Raw genomic sequence first — 12,880 nt, 5'->3', positions numbered from 1 at the left:
CTCAGGTCAACGTCAGCGTGGGGACAAAGCGATTGCCATTGCCGCGGTCGTAGATGACGTGCGGGTGGCGGTGGTGCATCGACAGTACGGCGCCGTACTCGATGGCGAGCGCGGCGGGCAGCGCAGGGAAGACGTGCAGCGGCAGCGGCGTGGCGGCCTCAAGTTCGCTTGTGCGCGCCTGCAGGTAGGCGCGGAAGGCGTCGATCGTGCCGCGGTTGCGCACGAGGCCCACGTTCGGCTCCGGTACCGTCAGCACCGCCAAGCGCGCGCCCGGCACGGCGTCGAGCACGTCGGCCGTCGGAATCGTCGCCGAGAGCGACAGCACCAGCGCGATCGGCGCGTCCCCAGGCGGCGGGGGCGTAAAGTTAAATGCGGGCGGCGGATCATCCGGGCCCGGCCACTGCAAGCCGGTTAGCCGGGAATACGAGAACAGCCGGCGATCCGAGCGATCACCCAAGCGGCGGCCGAGGAGCATCAGTGCCGGCATGTCCGCCACCCCGGCGACAGCAAGGATCGGCGGGTCGCCCTGCCGCGAAGCGCCGCGGCGGCGCGCGGCCGTCAGTGCGGTATCGACGACGTCCTGTACATGTTCCCAGTACGCCGCGTCCCGGCCAGTGGACTTGGGGGGCGGCAGCACGATGCGTTCGGTCATCTGGACCGGCAGCAGGCCGTCAGCGAGCATCGCCGGCACCAGCTCGCGCTCGGAGATATTGTTGGCAGTGTGGAAGTGCTGACTGAGGAACACCAGGCCGACCGCTTGCTGTCCATCCGCGTGGCTGGCAGCCCAACGAATGCGCTGCACGTGCGCCTGGTGACGGGCCGTCAGCAGTGGCTCGGGGTGCAGTTCGGGGTCCTCGTCGATCAGGGTGTGACAGGTCGGGCAGGCCAGCAGCAAGTTGTCAGGCTCAGCCGTGTGCGCCTTGGCATCTGCCTCGGAGTAGTCCGCCGGAGCACGCGGGCCGCGCACGCCGGCCGGCAGCACATGGGCGACCTCGCCCCAACGGTGGAACGAGCCCCGCAACCGCGGGTCCTGAGTCAGGTCCCGCCCGCAGAGTTCGCAGTGGCCGCCGGCGCGGATCCAAACCAGCAACTTGATCGGGTCGGGCGTGGATTGCCGCTTCGGGCCCACCGTCTTTGTGCGGTCATGCGTGCGGCTACGGGGGACGCGAGCCGGGGCGGCGGGGGCATTCGCTGCTGCCTTGGACGAGACGCGGGTCTGGGCCATGGGCATTACTCCACGCGCCGGGCAGCGATATTTCCGCTGCAGCAGAGGCACTTGTAGTACGGCCCGTAACGCCCGTCGATCCGGCCGCCCAGCGGGCCGCCGCAATTCGGGCACACAAGGCCCTCACCTCGCTGCCACTGCCAGAACCGGTAGAGCGGCTCGATCGCCAACCCGGTTGCGATGACCATGCCGCCGAGGAACACCCACGACGGGACGGCCGCCCATCCCGCCAAGTGGGGCGAAGCGCTGGCGTCCTTGAGCACCCACGCCAGCACGAACGCGAACGCCAGGACCAGCCCCGACGGCGCCAATGCCCGCAAATACATCCAGTCCAGCCGATCCATTACCCTTACTCCTATTGGTGGTGTCCATCCGGGGCGGCTCCCCGCCTGATCCGGTATAGACGGTGCCGCTCTCACGGCTTGAGACGTCCGCGACGGCCGTTATTACGTAGGGCTCCACGAAGGGCTGGTTTAGGACACGGCGTCCGAAATGGCCGCGCTGCGGAGCCCAACCGGGTAAGGAGGGTCGATTGCCGGATTCCAGTGCTGTCCAGAACGTGCCCCCGGGGGGCGTCGACCAAGCCGATGCCCTGGAGGCCATCACCGAGCAGGACCTGCGCTACCTGCGAGCCTGCGCCGGGCGTCTGTGCCTGGGCGACACCATCTCCGCCGATGACCTGCTTAACGAAGCCCTTGGCAGAACCTTGGCCGGCGACCGGGCTTGGCGCGACGACCTGCCGTTACGCAGCCAGCTGGTCAGCACGATGAAGAGCGTGCTGCACGCTTGGCGCAAGGCCCGGAAGCGGAACCCGGAAGCGCAGTGGCACGACGCCGTGGACCACCTGATCCTGGAGGATGGCGACGGTGAGATGGCAGAGACCGAACCCGACTACGAAGTCCGATTGCAGACCTCGCTCGACGAAGTGGACGCCTTCCTAGCGCACGATCAGGGCGCGAGGGATCTGATGCACGCCGCCATGCTTGGGTATGCAGGAGAGGAATTGGAGATCGTGACGGGACTGACCTCCAACGAAATCATCGCAGCACGCAAGCGCATCCAACGCTTGCTGGCCAAACGGGAGAACTGACATGAGCAGCAGTGAACGCCCGTCGCAGAGGTACCAGCGCCTGCTGGACTACCTACATTCGGATACCGACGACTTGCCGGCCGATGCCGAGCCGGTCGCCATCGATCGAAATGCCGTACTTGCCGCAGCTCGGCAACGGGCGGGCCGGTTACGGTTCTTGCAGGCTCGCGCGGAAATGGAGTCTTCAAAGTCCCAAGTGGCTCTAGCCAAGTTGTCAGATGTGGTCACTCGCAAGGCGCGCGCGATCTTGGATCAGATTGTGCAAGGCGACGCCGCATCTAAAGAGAAGTTCTCGTTGGCTTTTCGCAGTGGAAAATCACTTCCGGACGAAGAAGTGCTCTCGATCCTTAGCGAATTCCAGTCACTCGGACACGATCTGGACGCCATTGCCGCGAAGCTAAAAGATTGAAGACGCCAGAGACGTTACTGCGCTCTCTGGGAGTTGACTCCGCAGCGGGCATTGAGTTGGAAACAATTGCGTGGAGCTGCGGCTTGGCCGTGCGCTACGCCCCCCTGGCTGGCTGCGATGCGCGCATTGTGGGTAAGGGCGACCGCGGCGTTCTGACTGTTAACTCCGCGCAAAGTCCGGCGCGTCGCCGCTTCTCTTTGGCGCACGAACTGGGTCATTGGCAATTGCACCGGGGGCGATTGATGCTCTGCCGCGCCGAGGAGATTGAAGGATCTGTGGCCGAGGCGCGCGGCCTCGAGCTAGATGCTGATCAGTACGCAGCGGCGCTCTTGATGCCGCGCTACCTGTTTGTACCGGCCGCGGCGGGCCTTAAGGGCAAGCCGCCGTGGACCATGGTGGATGCGTTGTCAGCGCAGTTCCAGACGAGCCTGCTGGCAACGGCCTTGCGCATGATCACCCTCGATATCTGGCCTGGCTGGCTCGTGTGTCACACGCGAAGCGGTCGACCGTTCGCCTTTAAGGCGCCTTCCGTGGACGATGGCGGGCGTCCCCCGATAGAGGTGGATCATCGTTCCGCGGCCTTCGACATGGTTCATTCCAGTGCCGCCGGCGTGCGCTCGCATCAGGTGCCGGGAGACGTTTGGTTCGGCGGCGCACAGCGTCGTCTTGCGGTCGAACACTGTCGTGCCTACCCGCCCGACCGCGTGCTGACGTTTGTGCGGTTGCTGTAGTCCACGCAAGCTGATGTCAACGCGTTAAGACTTCACATTCTGCGGGGCAGATGTCGGGCGCAGGTAGTCGGACCACCGACCGCGCTCCGAATCAAACGAATTTTGGACCTATAACACCAATATGAAGTCGGAGAGGTTCTGCTTCGCGTGAGTGCGCTCCGCAATGACGCGCTTCATACGGGTGAGAGAGACATGAGTTGTAGGGCCGACGCCGTCTACTGCGTTCTCGTCGTGGCCGCTGCTGTGTTGCTAAGCATCGTCAAGTGCGCTGCTTGCGGCAACCCGAGAATTCCCTAGATCAATCCACCACTGGCTTTCTGCACAAGGCCCGGCATGTCCGGGCCTTGTGTGTTTATGCCTCCAACAATCGAGGAAAAGACAATGCACTTGGTCGAAACAATGGCCTATGTGGGCGAGCGGCCATGGCATGGCCTAGGCAGCAAGCTGGTCCCGCAGCAGCCCATCGAAACCTGGAAACAGCAGGCGGGTATGGACTGGCAGATCGAGGAATCCGAGGTCCGATACATCACCGGGAGCAACAGCGTCGGGGCCATCAATGCGTTTCCGGAGCAGAAGGTCCTGTACCGATCCGATACCAAGGCGCCGCTGGCCGTGGTCAGCAAGCGCTTCCAGGTGGTCCAGCCGGGCGAGATTCTCGAGTTCTATCGGGATCTGACGGCCTGCAGCGGGTTCGAGCTGGAGACGGCGGGCGTGCTGCGAGCAGGTCGGAAGTTCTGGGCGTTGGCACGAACCGGACAGAGCACGACGCTCAGGGGGCGGGACAAGGTGGATGGGTACCTGCTGCTGGCCACTGCTTGTGACGGCACGCTCGCAACCACGGCCCAGTTCACTTCGGTCCGGGTGGTCTGCAACAACACCTTGCAGATCGCTCTGGGCGACGCGAGCGGCGCCATCAAAGTGCCCCATCGCAGCCAGTTCGATCCGGATGTGGTGAAGCGCCAACTGGGCATCACCGTATCCTCGTGGGACGCGTTCGTCGCGCGGATGAAGGCGCTGTGCGAGCGTCCGGTGGATCCGGACTCGGCCGAGGGGTTGCTGCGCCGGGTGCTGATTTACGCCGGCCCGGAAGGCAAACACCCCGTTGTCAACGAGCAGGCGCTGGCCAATGTCAGGTCCCTGTACGAAGGTGGCGGCCGAGGCGCACTCATGGCGTCCAGTCGCGGCACGGCCTGGGGCTTGCTCAACGGCATCACTGAGTACGTTGACCACCATCGCCGCGCGCGCAGCGACGATCATCGCCGGGACGCGGCATGGTTCGGCCAGGGAGCCCAGATCAAACAGCGGGCATGGGATGAAGTGATGAAGCTGGTCGCGTGACCATGCAAGGTCATGCCCATTGACGCTCTGGATATCGCCTACATCGCCATCGGTGCCAAGCAGGCGCTCAAGGATTCACCCGGTGGATACACCGCCATTCCCGGGTTCGAGGGAGAGCTGGACTATGTACAAGCGTGCATTGACCAGGCCGGCCTGCTGGATGGGGTTTGGCAGGAGTACGAGGGAATCTTCCCAGGTGTCTGGTGCTACGAGGTGGCCGAGCCGTTCGGCTACTCATTCGGTAAACACCTGCAACTGGACGGTAGCTCGGCGGATGCCGAGCGGATTCTGCGTGCCATCGTGGTCGGCAGCATGACGTCGGCGACCGCATAGCGCTCTGAAAACCTGACGCAACGCCATAAAGCCCGGCCACTCGGCCGGGCTTCTTCATTTCTGGAGGAACCATGAAAGAACAGCAGACGGCCGCCCTGCGCCTGGTCGAGACCAAGGGGCTGGACCGGGGCGCCTGGTTGGAAGTCCGCAAGAGTGGCATCGGTAGTTCGGATGCTGCCGCGGCAGTGGGCCTCAATCCGTATATGAGCCCGCTGGAGCTGTGGATGGAGAAAACCGGGCGCGCATCGACCAATGGGGAGCATGCCGGCTTCGACGATCCGCGGTACTGGGGCACGCTGCTGGAGCCCTACGTCGCGATTGCCTACCAGCAGAAGACCGATCGCCGCGTCCGTAAGGTCAATGCCGTCCTGCAGCACCCGGCGTTTCCCTTCATGTTGGCCAACATCGATCGGGAAGTGATCGGCAGTCCCGAGGTCCAGATCCTGGAGTGCAAAACGGCCGGTGAGTTCGGCTCCCGGCTGTGGCGGGACGGCGTGCCGGAATACGTGCAGATCCAGGTCCAGCACCAGCTGGCGGTGACCGGCAAGGCGGCCGCGGATGTGGCCGTCCTGCTGTGCGGCCAGCAACTGGAGATCTTCCGCATTCCCCGGGACGAGAACGTCATCGCCCGACTGATTGTGCTGGAGGCTCGCTTCTGGGAGCACGTGGAGTCCGATACGCCGCCGGCGGCGGATGGAAGCGAGTCTTCGGCCCGGGCCCTCCGCCAGTTGTACCCGGGCGGTGGCGACACCCTGGATTTCTCGGAGAACCAGCACTTGTCCGAGGTGCTCGCCGACCTGCGCGCGCTCCGGAATGAGCTCGACGCCAAGGGCCGGCAGGCCGAGGCTCTCAAGCAGGTGTTGCAGGAAGCCATGGGTGACGCCTCCCGGGCGGTGTTTGGCACCGGCGAGGTGACTTTCAAGCGCACCAGGGACGGCACGCAGCTGGATGCCCGGCGACTGGCCCAAGACCACCCCGATATCGCGGCCCGCTACACGGTTCCCCGACCCGGCTCACGCCGGTTCGTGATCGTGGGCGAAGCCGCCTGACCTTAGGAAGATCCACATGCTGAAAGGTTTGGCGATAACACCGCCCGTGGTCGGGCGGATCTCGATAGGCCGCGTGGTGGAACGCAACGGCAAGCGGCTGCCGGAGAAGGACGATCAATTCACCCTGACCAGCCAGGTGCAGAACCGGGACGGTTGGGTGTTGCATCCCCTAGACGAGCTCTTGCGCCGGGATGGCGGGGGCAAGCTCCGGTCGATCCCGGTACGGCTGCTGTTCAACGACCCGGTCCTCAACCTGCGTGCCGACTACACCCTGTTCGATCGCAGCACCGGTCGACCGGTGTGCGTGGGTAACGGGGAGACCTGTCGGCGCGCGGGCGGCGCGGACGGCATCGAGACCTTGCCCTGCGTCGGGCCCGATGTGTGCCCGTTCGCGGATGGTGAGTGCAAGGCCTACGCCAGGTTCAATGTGGTGATCGGGGACGGAGAAGAAGACGCCTTAGGCAGCTTCGTGCTGCGAACAACGTCGTTCAACACCATCCGCACGTTGGCGGCCCGGCTGCAGTACTTCAGTGCCGTTTCGGGCGGGCGGCTGGCTTGCATGCCGCTCGAACTGAAACTGCGCGGCAAGAGCACAACCATGAGCCACCGCACGCCGATCTTTTATGTCGATCTGGTGGTGCGCTCTGGTCGAACGCTGGAGTAGGCCATCGCCCAGGCGCGGGCGAACGACGATGAGCGCAAGGACAGCGGATTCGATCAAGCGGCCTTGGACGAAGCGGCCCGGCGTGGATTCGCCAACGGGGCTTTTGAGGAGATGGAGGAGGACGTGCCAGCGGTGGTGGAGGAGTTCTATCCGGAAGTGCCGGCAAGGGGCCCGGAACCGGCTACGAAGGATGCGTCCGTCGGCCTCAGCGGCCGGTTGCAGGACAAGGTTGCCCGCATGGGCACTGGCTAACCAACAACGAGGTGATTGCAATGTTTCGTTTGATCGGTGGTGCGGTGGTGTACGGCTTGGCGCTGTATGGGGTAGTGAAGCTTATTGACCGTCCGAAGACGGCGGTCGTCATCAAGCCGAAGGACAGTCAAGACGACAAGAAGGGCGGCGAGGCACCGGCCGACGCGGGTAACGGCCCGGATGATGGGCAATCGGCGAATCTTGTCGGGGAAGGGCCATGAGCAAAGTAGACAAGGGGCGCTGCGGCGCCCTTCTTGGTGTCGAAGGGGCGCGATCCATGGCGACGCGCCCGAGCATCGAATGCCCGCTATACGTCCGTGGCCGTCGCTCCCAATATCGGCCGGCAACGGCAGAGCAGATTGTGGCGGCCGCACGCCAGGTGGCCGACCTTCGCATGCAGCGCGGGGCTTCGTTCAAGAATCCGTCGGTGGCTTGCGATTACTTTCGGGACAAGCTGACGGGTCTGGAGCGGGAAGTGTTCGCTGCGGTTTTCCTCGATACCCAGCACCGGTTGATCGAGTGTGTCGAGCTCTTCCAGGGCACCATCGACGGTGCCGAAGTTCACCCCCGTGAGCTGGTGAGGCAGGCGCTCATGCTTAGTGCCGCCGCGGTAATCGTTGCGCACAACCATCCATCAGGTGACGTAGAGCCGTCCGCAGCCGATCGAGCGGTGACCATCCGCCTGAAGCAAGCCTTGGCCCTTGTCGACGTGCGTCTGCTGGATCACATCATCGTTGGGGGCTCCAAGACCCTAGCAATGGCCGAGCTCGGATGGGCGTGACGGCGAAGACCAGCGCAGCCGTGTCAGGGCGACGGCTGCGCTATTAGGGCCGGAAGGGGAGCCAAAGGCTCCCTCTCCGGCTGGGGACCATTTTTTTGCCTTGCACCGACGGCCGTGCTCGAAGCCGCCCGGGCTCGTAGCCAGAAAGGCCATTCGAATGCAGTGATCATCAAAAAGAGTCTGGATCATCATCAAAAGAATACCGTATTGAGTTCGCTTATGGTTCCAGTATGCTCCGCCGAAAGCGATTGAAGCTACGGTGCAGGCATGTCGACAGATCGACTCGCAAAGTTGACCCAGGCGCAGCGCGACCGACTCGCGTTCATCGAGCTGCGTTTGCGCTTCATCGACGAGTTTCGCCGGCAGGACCTGGTCACGCGCTTCGGCATCCAGGCGGCGGCCGCCACGCGGGACATCGCCCAGTACAAGGAGATGGCCCCGCGCAACATGGAGTACGACACCAAAGGCAAGGTCTACGTCCGCGCCTCCTGGTTCCGCCCCATCTTCGACTTCTCCGCCGAACGCGTCCTGACCTGGCTGTCCCAGGGCTATGGCGACGGCGAGCCCATCCGCTGGAAGGGTGCTGTGGCGCACGAAGGTACCAGCCTGCCCGGCAATATCGATCTGGAGATCCTGTCCGTCCTGACGCGCGCCATCCATCAAGGCGCCGCCGTTGAGGTTGCCTACCGCGCGCTGTCCAGCGGGCTGACGACCCGCGAGATCGTGCCGTTTGCGCTGGCCGACGGCGGCGTGCGTTGGCACGTCCGCGCCTTCGACCGGCGTAGCGGCGAGTTCCGCGATTTCGCGCTGGGTCGCCTCGCCGATGCCCGCATCGTCCCCGGCGCTGTGGCCGACCACGAGAGGCCCGATCAGGACATCCAGTGGAACCGGATCACCGAGCTCGAGCTCGTACCGCACCCGGCCAACGTGCAGCACCCCGACACCATCGAGGCCGAGTACGGCATGGACGGGGGTGCGCTCAAGGTCCGGGCCCGCGCGGCGATGACCGGTTACCTGCTGCGCCGCTGGAACGTTGACTGCACCGAAGACCACAGCCTCAAGGGCGGTGAGCACCACCTATGGCTGCGCAATCGCCAGGCGCTGTACGGCGTCACCAACCTGGTGCTCGCACCGGGTTACGGCGAACCGAGCAAGGAATGGTGACCGCGATGCCGATCACCTGCACCTGCAATCCCGCCGACCGTCACGACCGTTAAGGAGCCCCAACATGGCTAAGCCTCCCGCCAACCACGGCAAGCAATGGACGTCTACTGACGTCGCGCAGCTCAAGCAGCTCGCAAGAGAGAACACGCCCACCCGAGTCATCGGCCTGAAGTTGGGTCGGACCGAGGATTCCGTGCGGGGCAAGGCCGGCGAGAACAACGTCTCCCTCAAGCCCACGAACCAGTCGCCCTACAGCCGGCGCAAGCCCTGAGGGCAGGCAGCAACGAGAACAAGGGGCGACACCGTGCTGAAACTCGAACAGATCCAGAAGAACGCGGCCATCTCAGGCTTGGAGCCCGGGCAGGTGGTGCGCATCGTCACTACCGAGCCGGTCGGTGACAACGCCCTGACCGCCTACTACAAGACCGCCGACGGCAAGCTACTGGAGCGGATGCTGTTCCGCACCGACGAGGCCAAGCTGTCGCTGGCGGAGGCCGGGCGCCCTTGGGCCTTCGACGCCCCCGGCGAGGAATTCAAGCTCGCCGCCGAGGCCTATCGCATCAACCTCGCCCACCTGTTCGACCCGATGATGGCGGTGCACACGTCGAACGTGGAGCCGCTGCCGCACCAGATCACGGCGGTCTACGAGTCGATGCTGCCGCGCCAGCCGCTGCGCTACGTACTGGCCGACGACCCGGGTGCCGGCAAGACCATCATGGCCGGCTTGTTCATCCGCGAGCTGCTGATGCGCGCCGATGCCAAGCGCGTGCTGATCGTCGCCCCCGGCAGCCTGGTCGAGCAGTGGCAGGACGAAATGTTTGAGAAGTTCGGCCTGACCTTCTCGCTGTTCTCGCGCGAGCAGGTCGAGCAGTCCCGCAGCGGCAACCCCTTCGACGACATCGACCTTCTGGTCGCCCGCGTTGACCAGCTCGCCCGCGCCGAAGACCTGCAGGAAAAACTGCGCCTGTCGCACTGGGACCTGGTGGTCGTCGACGAAGCGCACAAGCTCTCGGCCAACTACTTCGGCAACAAGGTCAACAAAACCAAGCGCTTCCAGCTCGGCGAGTTGCTGGGCTCGATCACGCGGCACTTCCTGCTGATGACGGCCACGCCGCACAACGGCAAGGCTGAGGACTTCCAGCTGTTCATGTCGCTGCTGGATTCCGACCGCTTCTACGGCAAGTTCCGCGACGGCGCGCACGAGGTCGACGTCACCGATCTGATGCGCCGCATGGTCAAGGAAGACCTGCTCAAGTTCGACGGCACCCCGCTGTTCCCGGAGCGCCGGGCCTACACGGTCAACTACAAGCTTTCCGACCTCGAAGCCGCGCTGTACGCCGCCGTAACCGACTACGTGAAGACGGAGTTCGCCAAGGCCGATCAGCTGGCGGACGGTGGACGCAAGGGCACTGTCGGTTTCGCCCTGACCTCGCTGCAACGCCGGCTGGCGTCCAGCCCGGAGGCGATCTACCAGTCGCTCAAGCGTCGTCGCAACAAGCTCAAGCGCCGCGTCGAGGAAGAGAAGCTGGGCCAGCGCGGCAGGTCGCTGGCCGAGACGCTGGCCGGCACGGGCATCAACGGCGCGCCCGAGGACATTTGGGAATCGGCCGACGCGCTGTCGCCCGAAGACTACGAGGAGTTCGAAGAGGCCGTCGTCGACCAGGCCACCGCCGCGCAGACCATCCAGGAGCTCGAGGCCGAGATCATCATCCTCGAAGCCCTGGAGGAGCAGGCACGCCAGGTCGTTCATTCCGGCCAGGACCGCAAGTGGGACGAGTTGTCCCGCCTGCTACAAGACACGCCCGAGATGCACGACGAGGTGGGCCGGCAGCGCAAGCTGATCATCTTCACCGAGCACCGCGACACGCTGAACTACCTGGCCACCAACATCCGCGGCTTGATCGGCAGCGCAGAGGCCGTGGTCATGATCCACGGCGGCGTCAAGCGCGAAGAGCGCCGCAAGGTGCAGGAGATGTTCCGCAACGACCCCGCGGTGCGCGTGCTCCTCGCCACTGACGCGGCCGGCGAAGGCGTGAACCTGCAGAACGCCAACCTGATGGTCAATTACGACCTGCCGTGGAACCCGAACCGGCTGGAACAGCGCTTCGGTCGCATCCACCGCATCGGTCAGACTGAGGTCTGCCACCTGTGGAACATGGTGGCCGCCGAGACCCGCGAGGGCGATGTCTTCCAGCGCCTGTTCGAGAAGCTTGAGATCGAGCGCAAGGCGCTGGGCGGTCGCGTGTTCGACATCCTGGGCGAAGTCTTCGAAGACCGCAGCCTCAAGGACCTGCTGATTGAGGCCATCCGCTATGGCTCCGACCCCGAGGTGCGCGCCCGGCTGCTGCGCAAGGTGGAAGGCGCGCTGGACACCCACCATCTCGAAGACATCATCAAGCGCAACGCGCTGTGCGAAGAGGTGATGGACGAGAAGCGCCTATTCGCCATCAAGGAGGAGATGGAGAAGGCCGAGGCGCGCAAGCTGCAGCCCTTCTTCATTCGCTCGTTCTTCAGTCAGGCCTTCCAGCAGCTCGGCGGCGAGCTGCGCCCGCGCGAACCTGGGCGCTACGAGATCACCAACGTTCCGGCGCTCATCCGCGAGCGCGACCGCCAGATCACCGGCCGCGACCGTCGCAACGCCGACCCGGTACTGCGTCGCTACGAGCGTGTTTGCTTCGAGAAGCAGTTCGTGCGTCTGACTGACCGCGTCGGCGCGCCGATGGCCAGCCTGCTGCACCCCGCCCACCCGCTGATGCAGTCGGTGACCGACCTGGTGCTGGAAACCCACCGCAACAAGCTCAAGCAAGGCGCGGTACTGGTGGACCCGAGCGACATCGGTCTGACGCCGAAGGTGATGTTCATCATCGACCACTCGGTGAAGGAAGGTGCCGACCCCGCGCATGTGGTCTCACGCCGCATGCAGTTCGTCGAGATCGACCCCAAGGGCGACGCGATCAACGCCGGCTGGGCGCCACACCTGGATCTCTCGCCCATGGTCCCGGCCGACATGGCGCTGATCGAGGATGTGCTCGCCGCACCCTGGATCGCCAAGGACCTGGAGCAGGTGGCGCTGGCTCACGCCTCCGCGCACCTCGTGCCCGAGCACTTCGACGAGGTGCGTGCCCGCCGCGAGAAGACCGTCGACAAGACGCTGGCTGCCGTGCACGAGCGCCTGGTCAAGGAGATCAACTTTTGGTCCGACCGCTACATCAAGCTTCAGGACGACATCGCGGCCGGTAAGGACGTGCGCCTGACGCTGGAGAACGTGCGCCGCACCATCGACGACCTAACCGCCCGCCGCGAGACGCGCGAAAAGGAGCTGCTGGCCATGCGCCACGTTATCTCCGCCACACCGGTGGTGCTGGGGGGCTCGCTCGTCATCCCCGCCGGCCTGCTACTGCAGCGCAAGGGCCAGCCGGGCTGGACGGCCGATGCCGCCGCACGGGCCCGCGTCGAGCAGATCGCGATGCGCGCCGTGATGGACGCCGAGCGAGCACTCGGTCACGACGTCATCGACGTATCGGCCGAGAAGTGCGGCTGGGACGTCACCAGCCTGCCCAAGGCCCTGGACGGCCGGTTGCCGCCCTCACGCCACATCGAAGTGAAGGGCCGCGCCAAGGGCCAGACCACGATCACCGTCACCCGCAACGAGATCCTCTACGGCCTCAACCAGTCCGACAAGTTCATCCTGGCCATCGTGATGGTCGACGGTGAACAGCATGAAGGGCCGTTCTATGTGCGGCAACCCTTCACCCAGGAGCCCGACTGGGCCGTGACCAGTATCAACCTCGATCTCGATCAGTTGCTCGCCCGTGCGCAGCAGCCTGCATGAAAGAAGACCAAC

Annotated in this window: 13 protein-coding genes and 1 pseudogene; 12 read left to right on the top strand and 2 right to left on the bottom strand. The window is 64.8% G+C overall.

Annotated features, from left to right (window positions below; translation table 11 throughout):
* Position 1: 1 nt before the first annotated feature.
* Both IU514_RS02950 and IU514_RS02945 read right to left on the bottom strand, forming a co-directional pair.
* Positions 2 to 1,225, bottom strand: a complete 1,224-nt coding sequence (locus IU514_RS02950) for an HNH endonuclease (protein WP_194929598.1) — start codon at positions 1,223 to 1,225, stop codon at positions 2 to 4.
* A 5-nt stretch (positions 1,226 to 1,230) separates the two neighbouring features.
* Positions 1,231 to 1,569, bottom strand: coding sequence for a hypothetical protein (locus IU514_RS02945; protein WP_194929597.1), 339 nt, complete (start codon positions 1,567 to 1,569; stop codon positions 1,231 to 1,233).
* Between the two features lie 188 nt (positions 1,570 to 1,757).
* Between IU514_RS02945 and IU514_RS02940 the strand changes: the two genes are divergently transcribed.
* The 12 genes and pseudogenes from IU514_RS02940 (at position 1,758) to IU514_RS02885 (ending at position 12,868) form a co-directional block, all read left to right on the top strand.
* Positions 1,758 to 2,315 carry a hypothetical protein gene (locus IU514_RS02940; protein WP_194929596.1) on the top strand — a complete coding sequence of 186 codons (558 nt, stop codon included), beginning with the start codon at positions 1,758 to 1,760 and terminating at the stop codon, positions 2,313 to 2,315.
* A gap of 1 nt (position 2,316) precedes the next feature.
* The gene (locus IU514_RS02935) at positions 2,317 to 2,724 is read left to right on the top strand and encodes a hypothetical protein (RefSeq protein ID WP_194929595.1); all 408 of its coding nucleotides are present in this window, start codon (positions 2,317 to 2,319) and stop codon (positions 2,722 to 2,724) included.
* An 89-nt stretch (positions 2,725 to 2,813) separates the two neighbouring features.
* Complete coding sequence (locus tag IU514_RS02930; RefSeq protein WP_324187781.1) at positions 2,814 to 3,455, top strand: ImmA/IrrE family metallo-endopeptidase; 642 nt, start codon at positions 2,814 to 2,816, stop codon at positions 3,453 to 3,455.
* A gap of 381 nt (positions 3,456 to 3,836) precedes the next feature.
* Complete coding sequence (locus IU514_RS02925; RefSeq protein ID WP_194929593.1) at positions 3,837 to 4,793, top strand: DUF932 domain-containing protein; 957 nt, start codon at positions 3,837 to 3,839, stop codon at positions 4,791 to 4,793.
* Between the two features lie 12 nt (positions 4,794 to 4,805).
* The gene (locus tag IU514_RS02920; protein WP_194929592.1) at positions 4,806 to 5,126 is read left to right on the top strand and encodes a hypothetical protein; all 321 of its coding nucleotides are present in this window, start codon (positions 4,806 to 4,808) and stop codon (positions 5,124 to 5,126) included.
* A 71-nt stretch (positions 5,127 to 5,197) separates the two neighbouring features.
* Positions 5,198 to 6,175 (top strand): YqaJ viral recombinase family nuclease, encoded by a 978-nt coding sequence (locus IU514_RS02915; RefSeq protein ID WP_194929591.1) that lies wholly within the window; start codon positions 5,198 to 5,200, stop codon positions 6,173 to 6,175.
* 16 nt (positions 6,176 to 6,191) lie between these two features.
* Positions 6,192 to 7,091: pseudogene (locus tag IU514_RS02910) on the top strand (recombination directionality factor).
* Between the two features lie 20 nt (positions 7,092 to 7,111).
* Entirely contained in the window at positions 7,112 to 7,312 is a 201-nt protein-coding gene (locus tag IU514_RS02905) for a hypothetical protein (protein WP_194929590.1), read from the top strand.
* A complete protein-coding gene (gene radC, locus IU514_RS02900) occupies positions 7,309 to 7,872 on the top strand; it encodes a RadC family protein (RefSeq protein WP_425491997.1) in 564 nt (187 codons plus the stop codon). Before IU514_RS02905 ends, radC begins: the two co-directional genes overlap by 4 nt.
* A gap of 267 nt (positions 7,873 to 8,139) precedes the next feature.
* Positions 8,140 to 9,036, top strand: coding sequence for a BrxR family transcriptional regulator (locus IU514_RS02895; RefSeq protein WP_194929589.1), 897 nt, complete (start codon positions 8,140 to 8,142; stop codon positions 9,034 to 9,036).
* A 64-nt stretch (positions 9,037 to 9,100) separates the two neighbouring features.
* On the top strand, positions 9,101 to 9,307 hold the full coding sequence (locus IU514_RS02890) for a hypothetical protein (protein ID WP_194929588.1): 207 nt from the start codon (positions 9,101 to 9,103) through the stop codon (positions 9,305 to 9,307).
* 33 nt (positions 9,308 to 9,340) lie between these two features.
* Positions 9,341 to 12,868 carry a helicase-related protein gene (locus IU514_RS02885; protein WP_194929587.1) on the top strand — a complete coding sequence of 1,176 codons (3,528 nt, stop codon included), beginning with the start codon at positions 9,341 to 9,343 and terminating at the stop codon, positions 12,866 to 12,868.
* Positions 12,869 to 12,880: the final 12 nt, after the last annotated feature.

This window comes from Lysobacter niastensis, from assembly GCF_015453285.1.
Lineage (GTDB): Bacteria > Pseudomonadota > Gammaproteobacteria > Xanthomonadales > Xanthomonadaceae > Lysobacter_J > Lysobacter_J niastensis.
The sequence above is the reverse complement of the archived record's forward strand: the minus strand, read 5'-3'. Positions and strand labels throughout refer to the sequence as shown.